Raw genomic sequence first — 20419 nt, 5'->3', positions numbered from 1 at the left:
TCTTGGACTACTGCCGCCGCGTTCCACCATGCCCTGCACTTGCCCACCACCGCTTCCTAGCGTCGCCCGCGCTGCAAAAACGCCACGACGACGATCACCGCGCCCTGCACCGCCGCGTTCAGATACACGCTGATGATGCTGGTCAGATTGAGAATGTTTGCGATCACCGACAGCAGGACCGCGCCGATCACGGTGCCGATCACGCGCCCCTCGCCGCCCTTGAGCGCCGTGCCGCCGACCACTACCGCCGCGATCGCCTCCAGTTCCCACAGGATCCCGGTCGTCGGCGTGGCCGAACCGAGCCGCGGCACGTACAGCACGGTCGCAACGCCGACGCAAATGCCAAGCAGTACGTAAGTAACGATCTTCACCGTATCGACGCGGATCGCCGCATAACGCGCGACCTGTTCGTTCGAACCGATCGCCTGCACATGCCGGCCGAATGCCGTGCGGTTCAGGATCAGCGTGCCGCCCGCCGCCACCACGAGGAACACCCAGATCGGCACCGGCACGCCGAGCAGATTCGCGTAGTACACAGGCCCGTAGAGATCGGTCAGCGAGTTGTTCAGCGTGAGCGCGCCGCCGTCTGCGAGCCACGTGAGCACCGCGCGAAAAATGCCGAGCGTGCCCAGCGTGACGATGAACGGTTCGATCCGTCCCTTGGTGATCAGGAGGCCGTGCGCCCAGCCGAACAGCCCACCGAGCACAAGCGCAAGCACGATGCCGATGGCGATGATCGCCAGCGGCGCGAGCGGGTGGCCGGCCACGCCCGCCGACAAGCCGTTCATCAGCCAGATCATGCTGCCGGCGATCAACGCGGCCATCGAGCCGACCGACAGGTCGATGCCCCCGGAGATGATCACGAAGGTCTCGCCGACCGCGATGATGCCGATAAACGAAGTGCGGGTGAGCACGTTCATCAGGTTGTCGACGGTAGCGAAATCGCGATTGAGCAGCGTGCCGGCGATGCACAGCACAATGAGGCCCGCGAGCGGCCCCAGCCCGTACAGATGGTGCGCGAGACGCAACGCGCGTCCGGATTGCGCGGCTTCAGTGGGTGCCGGTCGCATGAGCGATCAACTCCTCTTCGGTCAGGTGGTCGAGACCGAGCGTCGCCTGCAGGCGGCCGGCGCGCATCACCACGACGCGATGGCACAGGCCGATCAGCTCGATCAGTTCGGATGAGATGACGATCACCGCGCGTCCTTGGGCGGCGAGCCGGTGAATCAGGAAATAGATGTCGCGCTTCGAGCCGACATCGACGCCGCGGGTCGGTTCGTCGAGCACCACCACGTTCGGGTCGGGCTGCAGGAACTTGGCGAGCGCGAGCTTCTGCTGGTTGCCGCCCGAGAGCATGCGGGCGCGGCTCGACAGATCGCCGGTACGAATGCCGAAATCGCTGACCGCCTGCTGCAGGGCCGCCCGCCCCGCCTTCAGATCGAGCAGCGGATGCGTGTAGCGTTCGAGCGTCATCAGGGTGAGGTTGTCCTGCAGGTTCAGGTTGACGTGCAGCGCCTTGCCCTTGCGGTCCTCGCTGAGGTACGTGAGACCGTGGCGCATGGCATCGCGCGGCCTTTTCACCTGGACCGCGCGGCCGCCGATCTCGATGCGCCCGGCACTGCGGCGACGCAAGCCGAGGATCGCCTCGAACGCTTCCGTACGACCCGCTCCGACGAGGCCCGCGAAACCGAGCACTTCACCCGCGCGCACCTCGAAGCTCAAATGCTCGACCCAATCCGGCACGACGAGGCCTTCGACCTTCAAGGCGAGCGTGGCGTCGGCAGCCACCGGCGCCTTGTCCGGGAACATGTCGGACACGTCGCGCCCAACCATCAGGTTGGCCATCTGCTGCCGCGCCAGCCCCGCGGTTGCGCCGCGCGCGACGAAGCGGCCGTCGCGCATCACGATCACCTCGTCGGTGATGCGCTCCACTTCATCGAGCTTGTGCGAGATGTAGACGATCGTGACGCCATCGCCCTTCAGTCTCGTCATCAGCGCAAACAGGCGCTCGGTTTCGGACGGCGTGAGCGTGGCGCTCGGCTCGTCCATGATCAGGAGCCGCGCGTTGCGCGAGAGCGCCTTGGCAATCTCCACCATCTGCTTTTCGGCGACGATCAGATCGCGCACCCTGGTGTCGGGCGGCTTCGTCAAGCCCACCTGCGCGAGGTAGCGCGCTGCTTCGGTTCGCATCGCCGCGTCGTCGAGCAGCCAGCCACGGCGTTTTTCGTGGCCCAGATACATGTTCTGCACAATTGATAGATGCTCCGCGAGGTTGAACTCCTGGTGAATCAGCACGACGCCGGCCGTTTCCGCCTCGCGCGAACTGGCAAACTGCCGCGCCGTACCCTCGATCAGCAGCGTGCCGCTGGTGGCAGCCTCGTAGCCGGCGAGAATTTTCATCAGCGTGGATTTGCCCGCGCCGTTCTCGCCGAGCAGGCCGTAGATGCGGCCGGGCGTCAGTTCGAAGCTCACGCCGTGCAGCACGCGCACCGGGCCGAAGTCTTTGCGGATGTCGTCGAAACGCACGGCGAGGCTCATCGCTTACGCACTCCTGCGAATCACGAGCCGGTATGGCAACAGCACGCCGGGGACGTTTGCCAAGGGATTGGCCAGCCGCTGCAGCAACAGGCGCGCAGCGGTTTCGCCAAGTTCGCGCATCGGCTGGGCGATGGTGGTGAGGGGCGGATCGATCTGCGCGGCGAGCGAAATATCGTCGAAGCCCACTACCGCGACGTCGTCCGGGACCCGCTTGCCGACGCTGCGCAGGCCATTGATCACACCGATCGCCAGCGTATCGGACACGGCGAAGATTGCGCTTGGCGCGTCGCCTTGCGCCATCAGCAACGCGGCTGCGGACGCGCCCGCCTCATAGTCGAGGCTGTTCAGATTCATGCGCCAGTGCTCCTTGGGCGCAATGCCGGCATCGCGCAGCGCGTCGAGATAGCCTTGCTGGCGCTGTTTCGCGTACAGGTAGGCGACGTCGGAATTGATCAGGCCGATGCGGCGGTGTCCGCGCGCCAGCAGATGCCGCACCGCATCGCCGGCGGCCCGGTAGTTATCGATGCCGACATAGGGCACGCCGACCGCCGGATCGAACTCGCAGCACGCGACCCACGGCAGCGCCCCGGACTCCTCGGCGAGCGCCTGCTGCACCGTGGCCGGGTCGAGGCAGATCGCGCCATCCGCGCGGCGGCGCCGCAGCAGGTCGAAATAGCTGCGCTCGCGGCCCGGATCGGCGCCGGTGTCGCATAGCAACATGAAATAGCCATGCTGACGGGCGACACGATCGATGCCGCGCACGATCTCCGCGTAAAACGGGTTGCCGACGTCCGGCACCATGGTGAGCAGCAGCCGGCTTTCGGCGGTGCGCAGATTGCGCGCCAGTTCATTGACGCGGTAGCCGCTGGCGTCCACGGCGGCCAGCACCTTGTCGCGCGTGGCCGGACGCACGTTGGCATGGCCGTTCAGCACCCGCGACACGGTCGCCACCGACACCCCTGCCCGCTCGGCCACGCCCGCAATGGAAATACCATCGGCCGGGCCGGGTTCGGCTCGAGGCGCTGCGGTTCCGGATTGGCGCAGTCTGGGCACGTTTTTGGGTCCCGAAAATGTAATCGATTACATTTTTGGGCGATGAGACGCCGAATCGCAAGGACCGTCTCGTAGGGACTAATACGGAGCCTGGTTGCGCGGCGGCCGGCGTGGAATGCCCTCGCCTACCCCTTGCGTTCGCCCTGCGCTCGTCGCCCGCCTGCCGGTCTGCGGCGGGTTCGCCGCGCATGGCTGTGCCCCCGATTTGGTACAATTCCGCAGTTGTTCCGAGCCCCACCGGGCCGCACCTAAACCGAACCGCCGAATCCACCATGAATATCGAGCAAGCGCGTTTCAACATGATCGAACAGCAGATCCGCCCCTGGGAAGTGCTCGACCAGGACGTGCTGAACCTGCTCTCCATCGTCAAGCGTGAAAATTTCGTTCCTGCGGTCTACCGCGAGCTGGCTTTCGTCGACTTCGAAGTGCCGTTGCCGGCTGGCCAGCACATGCTGGCGCCGCGCGTCGAAGCGCGCGTGCTGCAGGAACTGGCGGTGAAGAAGCACGAAAGCGTGCTGGAAATCGGCGCGGGGTCGGGTTATATGGCGGCGCTGCTCGCGCATCGCGCGCAGCACGTGCTGACAGTGGATATCGAAGTCGAATTGGCCGAGCTGGCCAAGGCCAATCTGGCCGCCAATGGTGTGCTGAATGCGGAAGTCGCTACCGGCGACGCATCGCGCGGCTGGGCGGCAGCGGCGCCGTACGATGTGATCTGCGTGTCGGGCGGCCTGCCCGTTCTGCCGCAAGAGATACTCGATCATCTGAAGATTGGTGGCCGGCTGGCTGCGTTTGTCGGCACCGCGCCGGTGATGAAGGCGCAAATCATCACGCGTATCGACGAGAAGCAATATCGCATCGCCGACGTGTTTGAAACCTATGTCGAGCCGCTGATCAACGCGGTTCAGCCGCCGCGCTTCAAATTCTGAGCGCTGCGGTTTCGCCCCGGCGTTTCGACGCCGGGCGATTGCGGCTCGTGACTGCTTGTTGTTGATTGTTGCCGCTCGCTGCTGTTCGTTGTTGTCACCTGAACCGGACGTCCCGCTGATGCAAAACCTCACCGCTCCCGCTCTGGCCGAATGGCTGGCCGATAAATCGCGTCCCGCGCCCGTGCTGCTCGACGTGCGCGAGCCGTGGGAAATCCAGACGGCGTCGATTGCCGGCGCCGTGTCGATTCCGATGCGCGAGATTCCGGCACGCAGCGAAGAACTCGACGACGACGCGCAGATCGTCTGTGTATGCCACCACGGCGCACGCAGCGCACAAGTCGCGATGTTCCTCGAATCGCGCGGACATCAGAACGTGTTCAATCTGCAAGGCGGGATCGATGCGTGGTCGCGCCAGGTCGATCCGGCCGTACCGACGTATTGATCCTGTTTGACGATATGTCGTTGTAGTGCACGGGCCGCGCGGGGTTTCCCGGCGGCCTGAGTCGTTCGGTTCATCTATCCTGCTTCGCCCGTCCCATTTCCCTTCGGCACTTTCCGCGGTTAACGTCCATCACAGCGGCGTTTCACTCGACTGCTACGGAAACTTCCCAAGCTATTCTAGGCAACGCCTCTGGCACCATGCTCCGACCTTTTCCGGAGCAATCTGATGAGATTCGTAAAGATCGGGCTGGCGATCGCAGCATTGTTGCCACTCGCTTCATACGCGGCATTGGGCGGAGCGCCAGGCGCGTACTCATCGGCTCCGCAAGCGGTGCGCTCGACGCTGCAGAACGCAGCGGTCTACTTCGTGCACACCTCGGTCGATGCCGACCGTGTCACCGTGCGTGAATACACGTTGCCGAGCAACGTCGTGTTCGCTGTCACCTGGCAAGGCCCGGTGCGTCCGGATATGGTCGCGCTGCTCGGCAGCTACTTCCAACGCTTTGTCTCTGCGGGCCAAGGGCGCCCGCATGGCACGGGTCCGATGATCGAGCGCAGCGGTGACCTCGGAATCCAGTCTGCCGGCCGGCCTGGACATTTCTTCGGTAAGGCCTATGTATCGCACCTCGTTCCGGCAAGCGTCAGCGTGGACGATCTGCAATAAAACAAGCTGTACGTTCCTGGAATACCAGACCATGAAGAAGTTAAACAAGACGATTTACTTCGCAGTGCTTGGTACTAGTGTGATGATTTCGGCCTGTGGTGGGGGTGGTGGTAGCGACGGCGATATGGGCACGTCGAACGACAAGGGCGTCATGCCTGCAACGGCTTCGCCGGGTTCGGGTTCGAGTCCCACTCCCACTCCCACTCCCACTCCCACTCCCACGCCCACGCCCACTCCTGCTCCTGCTCCTGCTCCTGCTCCTGCTCCTGCTCCGACTCCAACTCCGGCTCCGACACCAACGCCCACCCCCGCCACCAACAACACCGCGCCTATCGTCGTCGATCGAACAATGGGCGGCATGAATAATCTGTTCGTGACCGCGACATTTTGCTATCCAGGCATGCAAGGCAGCGGCCAATGCGCGACTGTCGATCACATGTTGCTCGACACCGGCTCGGTCGGGGTACGCGTGCTAGCCAGCAAACTTGGTTCGGCGCTCGCATCACGGTTGCCCGCACAAACCGGCGCCACCGACGACCCGAGCGGCAACGCCCCTGTCGTTCAATGCGCGATGTTCGGGTCCGGCTACATGTGGGGCTCGGTCAAACGAGCCGATGTGACGATCGGCGGCGAATCCGCTGGAAATCTGCCAATCCAGCTCATCGGCGACGGTGCGTTTGCCACGCCTTCGGATTGCGCATCGCGCGGCTTCAGCAATCTCGGCACGGTAGCCGCACTTGGTGCGAACGGCATCGTGGGCATCGGCTCAGGTATACGCGACTTCCCCGCCGCCGCACAAACCGTTTTGCCTTATTACTACTATTGCAGACCATCGGGTTCATGCACCACAACGCGCGTGCCTCTCGGGACGCAAGTGATGAACCCGGTCGCGGACTTAAAGCTGAACAACAATGGCACGATCATCAGCCTGCCCGCGCTACCGGCTGGCGGTCAAGCTACCGCGACTGGGCAGCTCATCTTCGGCGTTGGCACCCAGCAGAACAACGCGCTGCCATCTACCGCGAGCATTCTGCCGCTCGATCAGAACGGCCTGTTCACGACTATATATAAGGGCAGCACGATCAGTTACAGCGCCATCGATAGCGGCACCAACGTGTACTACTTCCCGGATGCCTCGATTCCGATCACGGGCGGGTGGTACACACCATCGGCCGCGCTCAGCTTGTCGGCAACACTGAAAGCGACCGGCGGCGCGACAACACCCGCCACGGTGTCGTTCCGAATCAATAACGGGCTCAACCTGTGGAACAGCCCGAACGCAGCAACCGATAGTCTCGGCGTTCCCCTGTCCGGCTGGTTTTTATGGGGCCTGCCGTTCTTCTACGGCCGCAACGTCTACACCGTGCTCGACAACGCCAAGGCCGGTTCTCAAACCGGACCGTTCGTCGCGTTCTGAGTCGCGGCAGTATCGCGGCAACACTAGGGCAAACAGGAGGCGGGCGGCAACAAGGCACCGGCCTCCTGCCATTGCGAGGCATCAGCACACGCCGCTGCCAGGTAAAGTCCCCAACGCACACCTCCGAGCGCTCATGCACAAAGCCGCGGCAGTCATGCACCGTGGCCGCCCGCTGGCGGACAGGCACGCTTCGTCGCAGCGCGGCACGCACCGCAACGAAGCGAAACGCCACACATTGCACCAGATTCGCGCACAAACATCAGTTCCCCGCTCATTCGCTCAAAACATCCCTACCGCATCACAGCACGCGCTATGCCGCCTTCCCAGTCGGATTTACCACTTGGCATGTGCCTTGCAGTAGCAGTCACGCAAGCCATGCAGGACAGCCTTCGCTGGCTGGAATCGACGCACATAAAACACTCTTCATCCAATGGCAAGGGGTAGGCAAATGAAACGTCGCAGTCTGTTGCAGCTCGGGTCAATGTCGGGCGCTTTGGCGCTCGCCGGCCAGAGTCCGTTTGCAAACGCACAATCGAGCAGCGGGCCGATCAAGGTCGGCATCCTGCATTCGCTGTCGGGCACGATGGCGATTTCGGAGACCTCACTAAAAGACACCGCGTTGATGACCATTGCGGAAATCAACAAGAGCGGCGGTGTCATGGGCCGGCAGATCGAGCCGGTGGTGGTGGACCCGGCCTCGAACTGGCCGCTGTTCGCCGAAAAGGCTCGCCAGCTCATCACCCAGGACAAGTGCGCGGTAGTGTTCGGCTGCTGGACCTCGGTCTCGCGCAAGTCGGTGCTGCCGGTGTTCGAGGAACTGAACGGACTGCTGTTCTATCCGGTCCAGTACGAAGGCGAAGAAATGTCGCGCAACGTCTTCTACACGGGCGCCGCGCCGAACCAGCAGGCGATTCCGGCCACCGAGTACCTGATGAGCGCCGAAGGCGGCGGCGCCAAGCGCTTCTTCCTGCTCGGCACTGACTACGTCTATCCGCGCACGACCAACAAGATCCTGCGCGCGTTCCTGCAGTCGAAAGGCGTCCAGGATGCCGATATTCAGGAGGTCTACACGCCGTTCGGCCACAGCGATTATCAGACCATCGTCGCCAACATCAAGACTTTCTCGCAAGGCGGCAAGACCGCCGTGATCTCGACCGTCAACGGCGACTCGAACGTGCCGTTCTACAAGGAACTCGGCAACCAGGGCCTGAAAGCGACGGACGTGCCGGTGGTGGCGTTCTCGGTGGGCGAAGAAGAACTGCGCGGCATCGACACCAAGCCGCTGGTGGGCAACCTCGCCGCATGGAACTACTTCATGTCGGTGCGCAATCCGGAAAACACCAAGTTCAAGGCGATGTTCGCCAAATGGGTCAAGGATAACAACCTGCCCGGCGGCGACAAGCGCGTCACCAACGACCCGATGGAAGCGACCTTCGTCGGCATCCATATGTGGAAGCAGGCGGTCGAAAAAGCCAAGAGCACCGATGTCGACAAGGTGCGCGTCGCGATGATCGGCCAGACCTTCAACGCGCCGTCCGGCTTCGTGTTGACGATGGACGGCAATCACCACCTGCACAAGCCGGTGATGATCGGCGAAGTGCGTGCCGACGGCCAGTTCAACGTGGTGTGGCGGACCAAGACGGCCATCCGTGCGCAGCCGTGGAGCCCGTATATCGCCGGCAACGCGGGCAAGCCGGATGTGGTCAGCTCGATTCCGGCCTTCCTGCGCCGTTCGCGGGTCGCCTGATGTGATGTAACCCAGGGCGCGCCGCGCGCGCCCATTCGTCCCGCTGTGCCGCAACGACCAGGCCGGCGGGACGAATCACCCGCCTCTGTAGCGGCTCGACGGTGCGGCATCCTTGACGGTTCGATGCCGCACCGCCGCGCCAGTTAATTTTCAAAGGGCACCATGGCGTTTTCCATTCTGAGGCTAGCAAGGCGCAGCATCGGTACGCTCGCCATCGCACTACTGGCGCTGTTGGCGCTCGCACCGCTCGCAGCCTTCGCGCTGACACCAGCCGATATCGCCCCGCTCGCCGGTGACGACTTCGACGCGAAGTCCGCGGCCGTCGACAAGCTGATTGCCAATCACGACGCGCCGTCCCAGGCGCTACTCAAGGCGCTCTCCGCAGACAATGCGCTCACCACCGACTCTGGCGAGGTGCTGATCCAGGACGGCGACACCACCAAGGACGCCATCACCGGCAAGACGGTCAGCGCCCCCGATGCACAGCCGGTAACGCTGAACAACCTGTTGCGCTCGAAAGTCTCGGGCGCCCTGTCCGGCTCGCAACTCGACTCGCCGGATCTGGAAACGCGCCGTGCTGCGATTAACGCATTGCTGCAGAATCCCGATCCCTCGATGAAGCCGCTGATCGACGCACAGCGCGCGAAGGAAACCGATCCGGGTCTGAAGAAGAAACTGGACACGCTGTGGGCGATGACCGCGCTGCACAACAGCGACCCGGCCACGCGCCTCGAAGCGGTGCAACTGGTCGCCGCGCGCCACGATCTCGACATGAACGAACTGCTGCGCCCGCTCGTCGCGAAGAAACCGGACGGCACCTTCATGGAGAGCGACGCACGCGTACGTGCTGCCGCCCAGGCCGGTATCGACGAACTCGATGCGATCCAGCGCCGCAGCCAGATTGCCGGCACGCTGTTCGCCGGGCTGTCGCTCGGCAGCGTGCTGCTGCTTGCCGCACTGGGGCTCGCCATCACGTACGGCCTGATTGGCGTCATCAACATGGCGCACGGTGAATTCCTGATGATCGGCGCATATGCGACCTATGTCGTGCAGAACCTGTTCCAGCACTATGCGCCGGGCGCGTTCAACTGGTACCCGCTGCTCGCCGTGCCGGCCTCGTTCATCGCGGCGGCGCTGGTAGGGATGGTGCTGGAGCGGCTCGTCCTCAAACATCTGTACGGCCGGCCGCTGGAAACGCTGCTGACGACCTTTGGCATCAGCCTGATCCTGATCCAGGCCACGCGCATGATCTTCGGTGCGCAAAACGTGCAGGTGGAGAACCCCTCGTGGATGAGCGGCGGCGTCACCGTGATGCCGAGCCTGATCCTGCCGTATAACCGGCTGGCGATTCTGGCGTTTTCGCTGATCGTAGTCGGCATCGCATGGGCCGTGCTCACGAAAACGCGTCTCGGCCTCTTCGTGCGAGCCGTCACGCAGAATCGCCGCATGGCGGCCTGCGTGGGCGTAAAGACGGCCCGAGTCGATTCGTACGCCTTCGCATTCGGCGCCGGCATCGCCGGACTGGGCGGTTGCGCGCTCTCGCAGATCGGCAACGTCGGGCCGGATCTCGGCCAGAGCTACATCATCGATTCGTTCATGGCAGTGGTGCTGGGCGGCGTCGGCCAACTGGCGGGCACCGTGATCGGCGGCTTCGGGCTCGGGCTCATCAGCAAGGCGATCGAACCTTTCTGGGGCGCGGTGCTGGCGAAGATCGCGGTGCTGGTGCTGATCGTGCTGTTCATCCAGAAGCGGCCGCAAGGCATGTTCGCCCTGAAGGGCCGCAGCGCGGAGGCATGAGATGACATCGGCCACCTCCCCTGCTCCCGTTACTTCGCCCGGTGCGCCGGCAAGCGCCGAACGCGCGGCGCAGAGCGGCTTCGCGCTCGGCTTGCCGCCGCGGCCGGCATTGCTGTCACGGCCCGCATGGCTTGCGCTGATTGCGCTGATCATCGCAATTGGCCTGGGCGTGCCGTTCTCGGCGCTGGTGTTGCCGCAGACGAGTTCGTTCCACCTGTCCGCCTACATGATGACGCTCACGGGCAAGTTCATGTGCTACGCGATCGGCGCGCTCGCACTGGACCTCGTGTGGGGCTACTGCGGCATCCTGAGCCTGGGACACGCGCTGTTCTTTGCGCTGGGCGGCTACGCGATCGGCATGTACCTGATGCGTGCGATCGGCCACGACGGCGTCTATCAGAGCGATCTGCCCGACTTCATGGTGTTCCTCAACTGGCACGCGCTGCCGTGGTACTGGACCGGCACGCAGCACCTCTGGTATGCGTTGCTGCTGGTGGTGCTGGTGCCGGCCCTGGTGGCATGGGTGTTCGGCTTCTTCACGTTCCGCTCGCGGGTGAAGGGCGTGTACCTGTCGATCATCACGCAGGCGCTGACGTTCGCCGCCATGCTGCTGTTTTACCGCAACGAAACCGGCTTTGGCGGCAATAACGGCTTTACCGATTTCAAGCGGATCGGCGGCTTCCCGATCACTCACCCGGGCACCCGCACGGCGCTCTTTCTGATTACGTTTGCGGTGCTGGTGCTGGCGTTCCTCGGTGCGCGGGCGATTGTGACCTCGAAGCTCGGCCGCGTCGTGACGGCCGTGCGCGACGGCGAAACGCGGCTGATGTTCCTCGGCTACAGCCCGCTCGGCTACAAACTGTTTATCTGGACGGTATCGGCGGTGCTGTGCGGGATTGCCGGGGCACTGTACGTGCCGCAGGTGGGGATTATCAATCCGGGCGAGATGTCGCCGGGCAACTCGATCGAGATGGCGATCTGGGTGGCGGTAGGCGGCCGCGGCACCTTGATCGGGCCGATTATCGGCGCGTTTGCGGTGAATGGCGCGAAGAGCTTTTTCACGGCGAATTTCCCTGAATACTGGCTGTTCTTTCTTGGCTTGATCTTTGTGCTGGTGCCGTTGCTGCTGCCGAACGGGATCATGGGGTTGCTCGACCTCGCGATGCGCAAGAAGGACCGCACATGAACGAAAACCCGATGGTGCCTGATCTGGCTTTGCCTGAAGAGCCTGCTGAACGCTCGTTGAGTGGCGTACCCGAGTTCGGGCGCGTGGTGACTCCCGGCGAGATCGACGTGTCGCACGGGACGATTCTGTATCTCGAGGACGTGACGGTCAGCTTCGACGGATTCCGGGCCTTGAATGCACTGACGCTGTCGATCGATGCGGGGGAATTACGCTGCATCATCGGGCCGAACGGCGCCGGCAAGACGACGATGATGGATGTGATTACCGGAAAGACGGAGCCCGATTCCGGCAAGGTGTTTCTGGGGCAGACGATCGACCTGACGCGGATGAACGAGCCTTCGATTGCGCGCGCGGGGATTGGACGCAAATTCCAGAAGCCGACGGTGTTTGAGCAGCATCCGGTTTGGGAGAATCTCGAGCTGGCGATGAAGGCCGACAAGGGATGGTGGCCTTCTTTGCGTGCGCGGCTGGATCGCGAGGCTCAGGCGCGGATTGAGGAGACGCTTGCTTTGATCCGGTTGGAGAGTGAGGCTCGACGACTCGCTGGTGAGCTTTCTCATGGGCAGAAGCAGCGGCTCGAGATTGGGATGTTGCTGATGCAGCAGCCTGCCTTGCTCTTGCTTGATGAGCCTGCGGCGGGGATGACCGATGATGAGACCATGCAGCTCGCTGAACTTCTTAATCATCTTCGGGGGACTTGTTCCATGATGGTTGTTGAGCATGATATGGAGTTTGTGGCTGCTCTTTCTGGTGAGGTCGGGAAGGTTACCGTTATGGCTGAGGGGCGGGTTCTTGCCCATGGCACTCTGGATGAAGTCAAGAGGGATGAGGCTGTGGTTGAGTCTTATCTTGGGCGGTAGTTTTTTTTTGCCTGCGGCGCTCTTTTTTGTTTGGTGTTCTTATGGTTTTGGCCTTTCCTTGCTTTCTTATCGGTCTATTGGCGTTGCCCCTGTGCGGGGCGGCACTTACTTTCTTTGCCGCCGCAAAGAAAGTAAGCAAAGAAAGCGGGCTGACAACCGCTAGCTCGTAGGTGTCCGCCACTTAGGCCAACGCGGAGTGGTCCGCACGAAGACCTGCCTTCGCACCACGCCACTGAGTGACAAAGGACTCATCCATCCCGCGTTCGCACTCCGTGCGCCGCAGTCGGGTCCACCAAATTGTCACTTACGTTCGACGTGTGAGATTTGGCGGTTGGCGTGAATAGTGTTGGTTAAGGTGGGGCGTATGTAGAAGGGGTTATCCCTTCGGCGGGGCGCGCAGCGCAACGCTGGAACGGATGACGGCCTTGTCACTAAGTGGGGTGGTGCGAGAGCCGCTCTTCGTGCGGACCATTCCGTGCTGGTCTACGTGGTGGACACCTACGAGCTAGCGGTTGTGAGCCCGCTTTCTTTTGCCTACTTTTCTTTGCGGCGGCAAAGAAAGTAAGTGCCGCCCCGCACAGGGGCAACGCTAATAAACCGATAAGAAAGCAAGGAAAGGCCAACACCATAAGAACAACAACCAAAACCAAGCCGCCGCAGGCAACCCCATACGGCAAGTACAAAAAACAGGACAGAGCAAAATGCTAGAAGTAGACCACCTAAACCAGTACTACGGCGGCAGCCACATCCTCCGAGATGTGAAGTTAACCGTGCCGGACGGCAAACTAACAGTGCTACTGGGCCGCAACGGCGTAGGCAAAACAACCTTGCTCCGCTGCCTGATGGGCGTAGTCCCCACCAAGAGCGGCGCCATCTCCTGGCGCGGAACACCACTAACCAAACTCCCGACCTATGCCCGCGTGGCCAACGGCCTCGCCTACGTCCCCCAGGGCCGCGATATCTTCCCTCGCCTCACGGTCGAAGAAAACCTCCTCGTCGGCGCCGCCAGCAAAAAAGCCCCCGCCAAAATCCCCGATCGTATCTACGAGCTCTTCCCCGTCCTCAAAGACATGCGCAGCCGTCGCGGCGGCGACCTGTCCGGTGGGCAGCAGCAACAGCTCGCCATCGGCCGCGCCCTCATGAGCGAGCCGCAACTCCTGATCCTCGATGAACCCACCGAAGGTATTCAACCCTCCATCATCCAGGACATCGGCCGGACACTGCGCCAACTCGTCGAAGAAATGGGCCTCACCGTGCTGCTCGTCGAGCAGTATTACGACTTCGCCAAAGCCATCGCCGACCGCTACTGGGTCATGAGCCGCGGTGAAATCGTCGCCGGAGGCGAAGGCGCCAACATGGATGCCGACGGAGTCCGTGCCCTCATCGCCGTGTGATCCGGGCATGAAACATCGCCATGCGGGCGGGGAAGCAGACGAGCGGTACATGACCAGCGGCAGGTAGCGCACAAAGGTGCCATCCGCCAAAAATTCGAGGCACTGCGGTCGCGAATCCGTGACACTGCCAACCTCGTCTGCCCGCGCTGCGCGAGTGGAACATCCACCTCGTCATGCGAGTGCCGCATGCTATCCTCGCCGCATCTCAGCACCATGCTGATCGTCGCTAACACCCGGTTCGCCAGACCCGAACCCAAAGAGCGCCCGTTTAGTCGCCGTCAGGCACCGCCCCACTAAGCCCCACTACGTACAACCGCATGTCGCTTCATGAACACCATGCCACGCTCGCTACTGCGCAGTCCGCTGCGCACGCACAGTGGCGCGCCAGGCTCGAACTCGGCTTCGCGAAGCACGGAGCACGCACAACGCTCGTCCATCGTCTGCACGACGGCCCCCTGCGTGTACAACGTCCGCTCTATCCCGAAGGTCAGGCCATCTGTCATGCGGTAATCGTGCACCCGCCAGGCGGCATCGCCGGCGGCGACCAGCTTCATATCGACGTCGCGCTCGATGCCGCGACGCACGCCGTGCTCACCACGCCCGGCGCGACCAAGTGGTACAAGTCGAACGGGCGCGCCGCGCTGCAGCAAGTCAATGTTCGTGTCGGCGCTCATGCGAAACTCGACTGGCTGCCGCAGAACAACATCGTCTTCGATCATGCCAACGCCACGCTCGAGTACACGCTCTCGATGGCCGAAGGCGCCACCGCGCTCGGTTGGGATGCCACCCAGCTCGGCCGTCAGGCAGCCGGCGAGCGCTGGTCCGTCGGCTCGCTGCGCGCCATCTCGCGCATCGTCGGGCCGGATGGCCAATTGCTGTGGCTCGAACGCGCCAATCTCAGCGCCGCCGGTCCGCTACGCGACGCGCCTCAAGGGCTCGCCGGCTTTCCCGCCTACGGCACCTTGTGGGCCGTCGGACCCGCTTGCGACGACGCGCTCGCCGAAACGCTCAGCACCCAACTCCCCTTCGACGACACCTTGCGCGCCGCCGCGTCGTGCGTCACGCCAGGCGTGGTGCTGGTGCGCGCCGTTGCGCGGTCGATGGAGTCGCTGCAACGCGCGCTCACCCAATGCTGGCTGCAGTTGCGCCCGGTCGTGCATGGCGTCGATGCGGTCCCTCTGCGGATCTGGACGACCTGACAAGCGATCGAAGCACGCGGCAAGCTCGTTGGAGTAACAGACCCTAAGCGCCTCTGCCTCTGCCTCTGCCTCTGCCTCTGCCTCTGCCTCTGCCTCTGCCTCTGCCTCTGCCTCTGCCTCTGCCTCTGCCTCTGCCTCTGCCTCTACCTCTGCCTCTGCCTCTGCCTCACGCCTTGCACCGTTAGCCGTCACCCATCAGCCATTGGACCACCCGCCTCGACCTCAGCACCAAACCAGCGCACGATTGCGCCCCACCACAGTGCACAGCGCTCTCAAGCTCCCCGTAGATCCCCGCTGCACCGGCATGGCACATAGCTTGCTCGGCAAGACACCACGATGCCGCCGCACCCGACGACGGCCGACTGTTTTGCCCACCACCCGCTCACGAACATGACCCGATTGCCTTTTCGCCACGCGCGCCGCGCCTGGCTTGCCGCCCTGCTGCTCTCGCCCGTCCTCGCACTGACCGCGCCCGCGGCCCACGCCGATGCGCTCGACAACATCACCAAAGCCGGCGTGTTGAAAGTCGCCGTGCCGGAGGACTATCCGCCGTTCGGCTCGGTTGGCCCGGACATGCAACCGCAAGGCTATGACATCGACACCGCCGCGCTGCTCGCCAAGTCGATGAACGTCAAGCTGCAACTCGTGCCGGTCAACAGCGCGAACCGCATCCCCTATCTGCAGACCAACAAGGTCGATCTGGTGATCTCGTCGCTCGGCAAAACGCCGGACCGCGAAAAGGTGATCGACTTCTCGAACGCCTACGCCCCCTACTATCAAGGCGTATTCGGACCGCCTGACGTCAAGGTGAGCAGCCCCGCCGATCTCACCGGCATGACGGTCGGCGCCACGCGCGGCGCGCTCGAAGAAATCGCCCTCACGCAGATGGCGCCGAACGCGACCATCAAGCGCTTCGAAGACAACAACGCCACCATCGCCGCGTTCCTCTCCGGCCAGGTGCAACTGATCGCGGCCGGCAATATCGTCGCCGCCGCGATCAACGCCAAGAATCCGGCGCGCCGTCCGGAGCCGAAGTTCATCATCAAGGACTCGCCGTGCTTTATCGGCATGAACAAGAACGAAAGCCGCTTGATGGAGAAGGTCAACGCCACCATCGCACAAGCGAAGTCCGACGGCACGTTCAACACGATGTCGAAGAAGTGGTTCGGCGCGCCCTTGCCCGCTCATCTGTAAACGATTCGTCAATTGTTTCGGATATCTTTGTAAACTGATCTGGCGTTAAGCTTGTCGCGGTTTATCGCGCGCCCCTTTTACGGGCGCGACGACGCCCGCCCTCCGATAGCATTGCGCGCCTGTTCCTCACGGACAGGCGCAATCCAACCAGACATCCGATGAAGCTGACACCCCGCGAGAAGGACAAGCTGCTGATCTTCACCGCCGCGCTGCTGGCCGAGCGCCGTCGCGCACGCGGTCTGAAACTGAATTACCCGGAAGCGATCGCCTTCATTTCGGCGGCGCTAATGGAAGCGGCGCGCGACGGCAAGACGGTTGCCGAAGTGATGCACTACGGCACCACGCTGCTGACACGCGACGACGTGATGGAAGGCGTACCCGAAATGATTCCGGACATTCAGGTAGAAGCCACCTTCCCCGACGGCACGAAACTCGTGACCGTCCACCATCCGATTCCCTGACCCCGCCCCGGAGCTCCTGATGATTCCCGGCGAACTTCTCACCGATGACGGCGAGCACGAACTCAACGCGGGCCGCGCGACGGTCACGGTCACGGTGTCGAACACCGGCGACCGCCCGGTGCAAATCGGCTCGCACTACCATTTCTACGAAGTGAATCCGGCGCTGTCGTTCGAGCGCGAAGCGGCGCGCGGCTTCCGGCTGAACATCGCGGCAGGCACCGCCGTGCGCTTCGAGCCAGGCCAGGAACGCACCGTCGAGCTGGTCGAACTGGCGGGCCAGCGCATCGTTTACGGCTTCAACGGCAAGGTCATGGGTCCGCTCTGAGCGGCGGCATCCGCCCCGCATCGAGCGCTGCACGCGCCTGCCCTGCCACTTTCCGGACTTCACACCATGACATTACGTATTGGCCGCCGCGCATACGCGGAAATGTTCGGCCCCACGACCGGCGATCGCGTGCGACTCGCCGACACCGAATTGCTGATCGAAATCGAACGCGACTACACCACCTACGGCGAAGAAGTGAAATTCGGCGGCGGCAAGGTGATCCGCGACGGCATGGGCCAGTCGCAGCGCGTCGCGGCCGAGGTGGTGGACACCGTCGTCACGAATGCGGTGATCCTCGATCACTGGGGCATCGTCAAGGCCGATATCGGCATCAAGAACGGCCGCATTGCGGCGATCGGCAAGGCTGGCAATCCGGATATCCAGCCGGGCGTGACGATTCCGATCGGCGCGGCCACCGAAGTGATCGCCGGTGAGGGGCTGATCGTGACGGCGGGCGGCATCGATACGCACATTCACTTCATCAGCCCGCAGCAGATCGACGAAGCGCTCGCAAGCGGCGTGACGACGATGATCGGCGGCGGCACCGGTCCTGCCACCGGCACCAATGCCACCACCTGTACGCCTGGACCGTGGCATCTCGAACGAATGCTGCAGGCCGCCGACGGCTATCCGATGAATCTCGGCTTTCTCGGCAAGGGCAATGTGAGCTTGCCGGAGCCCGCCACCGAGCAGATCGCCGCGGGCGCCATCGGTCTCAAGCTGCATGAGGACTGGGGCACCACGCCCGCAGCGATCGACAACTGCCTGTCTGTCGCCGACGACACCGACACCCAGGTCGCGATCCATACCGATACGCTGAACGAAGCCGGCTTCGTCGAAGCGACGGTAGCCGCTTTCAAGGGTCGCACGATCCACACGTATCACACCGAAGGCGCGGGCGGCGGCCACGCACCGGACATCATCAAGGTCTGTGGCGAAGCGAACGTGCTGCCGTCGTCGACCAATCCGACCCGGCCATACACCGTCAACACGCTCGAAGAGCACCTCGACATGCTGATGGTCTGCCACCACCTGGACCCGTCGATTGCCGAGGACATCGCCTTTGCCGAGTCGCGGATTCGCCGCGAGACGATCGCTGCAGAAGATATCCTGCATGACCTCGGCGCGCTGTCGATGCTCTCTTCCGATTCGCAGGCCATGGGCCGCGTCGGCGAAGTCATCATCCGCACATGGCAGACCGCGCACAAGATGAAGGTGCAACGCGGCGCGCTGCCGGAAGACAACGCGCGGGCCGATAACTTCCGCGCCAAGCGCTACGTCGCCAAGTACACGATCAATCCGGCCATCACGCACGGCATTGCACATGAAGTCGGCTCGATCGAGCCGGGCAAGTGGGCCGATCTGGTGTTCTGGGAGCCGGCGTTCTTCGGCATCAAGCCGTCGCTGATTCTCAAGGGCGGCATGATCGCGATGGCGCAGATGGGCGATCCGAACGCCTCCATTCCGACGCCGCAGCCGGTGCACTACCGCGATATGTTCGCTACGCGCGGCGGTGCGTTGGCACGGACCTCGCTGACCTTCGTATCGCAGATGGGCGCCGATGCGGGCATCGCCGAGCGCTACGGCTTGACCAAGCGCATCGTGCCGGTGAAGAACTGCCGCAACATCAGCAAGGCCGACATGATCCACAACGCGTGGCGGCCGGCGATCAGCGTCGATCCGGAAACCTATCAGGTGATCGCGGACGGCCAGTTGCTGACCTGCGAACCGGCCACCGTGCTGCCGATGGCGCAACGTTACTTCCTGTTCTAAGCCATGCGCACCATCGATAAACTGATCGGACCCAACGTCAAGCTCGCCGCGGTGCTGGTCAAGCGAGCGCCGACGCTCACGCTCGACTTCGACGCGCGCCGCAAGAGCCGTCTGGCGGCGACGCTGGATAACGGCGAAGAGGTGGCGCTGGTGTTGCCGCGCGGCACGGTGCTGCGCGACGGCGACGTGCTGGTGGCGCAGGACGGCGAGCTGGTGCGCGTGATCGCGGCGGCCGAAGCCGTGCTGATGGTTACCGCGCGGGACCGGCTGACGCTTACGCGGGCGGCTTACCACCTTGGCAACCGGCACACGCCGGTCGAGGTGGGCGCGGAATATCTGAAGCTCGAATACGATCCGGTGCTCGCGGATATGCTCAAGCGGATCGGCGCGCTGGTCGAGCAGGTGACGTTGCCGTTTCAGCCGGAGTCCGGGGCTTATGGGGGTGGGCATAAGCACGGGCATGACGAGACGTTTGCCGAGGACTATGCGCTCGCGCAGCAGGTTTATGGTGAGCATCATGGGCATGCGAATGACCATGGGCACGAGCACGGTCATAGTCATGGGCACGCTCACGATCACGGCACAGGTCATGCACATGGCGAGGCTCACGCTCATGAGCACGGCGCCGGTCATGCACATGACGAAACCCACGGCCATGAACATGATCATGAGCACAGCCATCGCCACGAGCATGGCGCCGATCACGACCACGGCGACTGCGATGCCTCCTGCGACCACGACCACTCCCGGCATGCGCATCGCTGAACTCACTGCATTGCTGCATCTTGCGTCGCCGGCGTTGCCGATCGGCGCGTTCAGCTATTCGCAGGGTCTGGAAGCAGCCATCGAAGCGCACCTGGTCACTGATGCCGACAGCGCCCGCGACTGGATCGCCAGCGGCCTCACCAACGTACTGGCACTCGGTGAACTGCCGTTCCTCGCACATCAGATCGAACGCTGGCACGCACATGATGCGGCAGGACTCGGCCTCGCCAACAGCGAATTCCTCGCGAGCCGCGAATCCGCGGAACTGCGCCGCGAAACCGAGCAAATGGGCTGGTCGTTGCGGCAACTGTGCGTGTCGCTCGAGTGGGGCGACCCTGAACGCCGCGCCACACTCGCCGCCATGACGCCGTTAGCACAACCCACGGCCTTCGCATACGCCACCTTCGCCCACGAAGTCTCTGCCGACGCAGCGCTCGCCGCGTATGCGTTCAGTTGGGTCGAAAACCAGGCCGCGGCCGCTTTGAAAGCCGTCCCGCTTGGACAACTCGCAGGACAACGCATCATCGTGGCCCTGCGCGCGCCCATCGACGCCGCCGTGCAACGCGCGCTCGCCACCACGCCCGATGACATCAACACCTTCGCGCCGCAACTGGGCATTTTGTCGGCGCGCCATGAGTCGCAATACTCGCGGCTCTTCCGCTCATAGAACAGATCGATC

General features: G+C 63.4%; 19 protein-coding genes and 1 pseudogene. 16 read left to right on the top strand and 4 right to left on the bottom strand.

The genetic code is table 11. The features are described from left to right. Positions 1–56: 56 nt before the first annotated feature. From AC1ECK_RS17120 to AC1ECK_RS17110, 3 genes are read right to left on the bottom strand one after another with little or no spacing between them, the layout of a single operon-like run. Positions 57–1070, bottom strand: a complete 1014-nt coding sequence (locus AC1ECK_RS17120; RefSeq protein WP_480321151.1) for an ABC transporter permease — start codon at positions 1068–1070, stop codon at positions 57–59. Then, positions 1051–2538: a sugar ABC transporter ATP-binding protein gene (locus tag AC1ECK_RS17115; RefSeq protein WP_480321150.1), complete on the bottom strand. Its 1488-nt coding sequence runs from the start codon at positions 2536–2538 to the stop codon at positions 1051–1053. The genes AC1ECK_RS17120 and AC1ECK_RS17115 overlap by 20 nt, the downstream gene beginning before the upstream one ends. Before the next feature lie 3 nt (positions 2539–2541). Continuing rightward, positions 2542–3591: a LacI family DNA-binding transcriptional regulator gene (locus AC1ECK_RS17110; RefSeq protein WP_480321149.1), complete on the bottom strand. Its 1050-nt coding sequence runs from the start codon at positions 3589–3591 to the stop codon at positions 2542–2544. Between the two features lie 272 nt (positions 3592–3863). On the opposite strand from AC1ECK_RS17110, the gene AC1ECK_RS17105 reads away from it, so the two are divergent. The 3 genes from AC1ECK_RS17105 to AC1ECK_RS17095 all read left to right on the top strand — a co-directional run bounded on the left by AC1ECK_RS17105 (position 3864) and on the right by AC1ECK_RS17095 (position 5622). Next, positions 3864–4517 carry a protein-L-isoaspartate O-methyltransferase family protein gene (locus AC1ECK_RS17105; RefSeq protein WP_480321148.1) on the top strand — a complete coding sequence of 218 codons (654 nt, stop codon included), beginning with the start codon at positions 3864–3866 and terminating at the stop codon, positions 4515–4517. Between the two features lie 118 nt (positions 4518–4635). After that, positions 4636–4959 carry a rhodanese-like domain-containing protein gene (locus tag AC1ECK_RS17100; protein ID WP_480321147.1) on the top strand — a complete coding sequence of 108 codons (324 nt, stop codon included), beginning with the start codon at positions 4636–4638 and terminating at the stop codon, positions 4957–4959. A 225-nt stretch (positions 4960–5184) separates the two neighbouring features. After that, positions 5185–5622 (top strand): DUF2844 domain-containing protein, encoded by a 438-nt coding sequence (locus AC1ECK_RS17095; RefSeq protein WP_480321146.1) that lies wholly within the window; start codon positions 5185–5187, stop codon positions 5620–5622. Between the two features lie 149 nt (positions 5623–5771). On the opposite strand, the gene AC1ECK_RS17090 is transcribed toward AC1ECK_RS17095, so the two are convergent. Further along, complete coding sequence (locus AC1ECK_RS17090) at positions 5772–5903, bottom strand: hypothetical protein (protein WP_480321319.1); 132 nt, start codon at positions 5901–5903, stop codon at positions 5772–5774. A gap of 41 nt (positions 5904–5944) precedes the next feature. Between AC1ECK_RS17090 and AC1ECK_RS17085 the strand changes: the two are divergent. The 13 genes and pseudogenes from AC1ECK_RS17085 to AC1ECK_RS17025 form a co-directional block, all read left to right on the top strand. After that, positions 5945–7039 (top strand): annotated as a pseudogene (locus tag AC1ECK_RS17085) (DUF3443 domain-containing protein); the annotation flags it as partial. A 448-nt stretch (positions 7040–7487) separates the two neighbouring features. Further along, positions 7488–8786, top strand: coding sequence for an urea ABC transporter substrate-binding protein (gene urtA / locus AC1ECK_RS17080; protein WP_480321145.1), 1299 nt, complete (start codon positions 7488–7490; stop codon positions 8784–8786). Positions 8787–8948: 162 nt separating this feature from the next. After that, positions 8949–10583 (top strand): urea ABC transporter permease subunit UrtB, encoded by a 1635-nt coding sequence (urtB, locus tag AC1ECK_RS17075; RefSeq protein WP_480321144.1) that lies wholly within the window; start codon positions 8949–8951, stop codon positions 10581–10583. A gap of 1 nt (position 10584) precedes the next feature. Next, positions 10585–11769, top strand: coding sequence for an urea ABC transporter permease subunit UrtC (gene urtC, locus AC1ECK_RS17070; RefSeq protein ID WP_480321143.1), 1185 nt, complete (start codon positions 10585–10587; stop codon positions 11767–11769). Then, entirely contained in the window at positions 11766–12629 is an 864-nt protein-coding gene (urtD, locus tag AC1ECK_RS17065; RefSeq protein WP_480321142.1) for an urea ABC transporter ATP-binding protein UrtD, read from the top strand. The genes urtC and urtD overlap by 4 nt, the downstream gene beginning before the upstream one ends. Before the next feature lie 701 nt (positions 12630–13330). Beyond that, positions 13331–14023: an urea ABC transporter ATP-binding subunit UrtE gene (gene urtE, locus AC1ECK_RS17060; RefSeq protein WP_480321141.1), complete on the top strand. Its 693-nt coding sequence runs from the start codon at positions 13331–13333 to the stop codon at positions 14021–14023. Between the two features lie 317 nt (positions 14024–14340). Next, complete coding sequence (locus AC1ECK_RS17055; protein ID WP_480321140.1) at positions 14341–15222, top strand: urease accessory protein UreD; 882 nt, start codon at positions 14341–14343, stop codon at positions 15220–15222. 390 nt (positions 15223–15612) lie between these two features. Continuing rightward, entirely contained in the window at positions 15613–16416 is an 804-nt protein-coding gene (locus AC1ECK_RS17050; RefSeq protein WP_480321139.1) for a transporter substrate-binding domain-containing protein, read from the top strand. A gap of 158 nt (positions 16417–16574) precedes the next feature. Next, the gene (gene ureA, locus AC1ECK_RS17045; protein ID WP_074266173.1) at positions 16575–16877 is read left to right on the top strand and encodes an urease subunit gamma; all 303 of its coding nucleotides are present in this window, start codon (positions 16575–16577) and stop codon (positions 16875–16877) included. A 19-nt stretch (positions 16878–16896) separates the two neighbouring features. Then, positions 16897–17202: an urease subunit beta gene (locus AC1ECK_RS17040; protein ID WP_480321138.1), complete on the top strand. Its 306-nt coding sequence runs from the start codon at positions 16897–16899 to the stop codon at positions 17200–17202. A gap of 66 nt (positions 17203–17268) precedes the next feature. Further along, positions 17269–18975, top strand: a complete 1707-nt coding sequence (ureC, locus tag AC1ECK_RS17035) for an urease subunit alpha (protein WP_480321137.1) — start codon at positions 17269–17271, stop codon at positions 18973–18975. 3 nt (positions 18976–18978) lie between these two features. After that, entirely contained in the window at positions 18979–19740 is a 762-nt protein-coding gene (ureE, locus tag AC1ECK_RS17030; protein ID WP_480321136.1) for an urease accessory protein UreE, read from the top strand. Beyond that, a complete protein-coding gene (locus AC1ECK_RS17025; protein ID WP_480321313.1) occupies positions 19727–20407 on the top strand; it encodes an urease accessory protein UreF in 681 nt (226 codons plus the stop codon). Before ureE ends, AC1ECK_RS17025 begins: the two co-directional genes overlap by 14 nt. The last annotated feature ends 12 nt before the right edge of the window (positions 20408–20419 follow it).

It is taken from the genome of Paraburkholderia sp. SSBN10T, from assembly GCF_056619545.1.
The sequence above is the reverse complement of the archived record's forward strand: the minus strand, read 5'-3'. Positions and strand labels throughout refer to the sequence as shown.

Bases quoted from the DNA above. Each gene is read 5' to 3' on its own strand.
- AC1ECK_RS17055 (WP_480321140.1), top strand. From the start codon at position 14,341: ATGTCGCTTCATGAACACCATGCCACGCTCGCTACTGCGCAGTCCGCT.
- urtC (WP_480321143.1), top strand. From the start codon at position 10,585: ATGACATCGGCCACCTCCCCTGCTCCCGTTACTTCGCCCGGTGCGCCG.
- AC1ECK_RS17105 (WP_480321148.1), top strand. From the start codon at position 3,864: ATGAATATCGAGCAAGCGCGTTTCAACATGATCGAACAGCAGATCCGC.
- urtA (WP_480321145.1), top strand. From the start codon at position 7,488: ATGAAACGTCGCAGTCTGTTGCAGCTCGGGTCAATGTCGGGCGCTTTG.
- urtB (WP_480321144.1), top strand. From the start codon at position 8,949: ATGGCGTTTTCCATTCTGAGGCTAGCAAGGCGCAGCATCGGTACGCTC.
- AC1ECK_RS17025 (WP_480321313.1), top strand. From the start codon at position 19,727: ATGCGCATCGCTGAACTCACTGCATTGCTGCATCTTGCGTCGCCGGCG.
- AC1ECK_RS17100 (WP_480321147.1), top strand. From the start codon at position 4,636: ATGCAAAACCTCACCGCTCCCGCTCTGGCCGAATGGCTGGCCGATAAA.
- AC1ECK_RS17095 (WP_480321146.1), top strand. From the start codon at position 5,185: ATGAGATTCGTAAAGATCGGGCTGGCGATCGCAGCATTGTTGCCACTC.
- AC1ECK_RS17040 (WP_480321138.1), top strand. From the start codon at position 16,897: ATGATTCCCGGCGAACTTCTCACCGATGACGGCGAGCACGAACTCAAC.
- AC1ECK_RS17050 (WP_480321139.1), top strand. From the start codon at position 15,613: ATGACCCGATTGCCTTTTCGCCACGCGCGCCGCGCCTGGCTTGCCGCC.
- ureC (WP_480321137.1), top strand. From the start codon at position 17,269: ATGACATTACGTATTGGCCGCCGCGCATACGCGGAAATGTTCGGCCCC.
- urtE (WP_480321141.1), top strand. From the start codon at position 13,331: ATGCTAGAAGTAGACCACCTAAACCAGTACTACGGCGGCAGCCACATC.
- AC1ECK_RS17115 (WP_480321150.1), bottom strand. From the start codon at position 2,538: ATGAGCCTCGCCGTGCGTTTCGACGACATCCGCAAAGACTTCGGCCCG.
- ureE (WP_480321136.1), top strand. From the start codon at position 18,979: ATGCGCACCATCGATAAACTGATCGGACCCAACGTCAAGCTCGCCGCG.
- ureA (WP_074266173.1), top strand. From the start codon at position 16,575: ATGAAGCTGACACCCCGCGAGAAGGACAAGCTGCTGATCTTCACCGCC.
- urtD (WP_480321142.1), top strand. From the start codon at position 11,766: ATGAACGAAAACCCGATGGTGCCTGATCTGGCTTTGCCTGAAGAGCCT.
- AC1ECK_RS17120 (WP_480321151.1), bottom strand. From the start codon at position 1,070: ATGCGACCGGCACCCACTGAAGCCGCGCAATCCGGACGCGCGTTGCGT.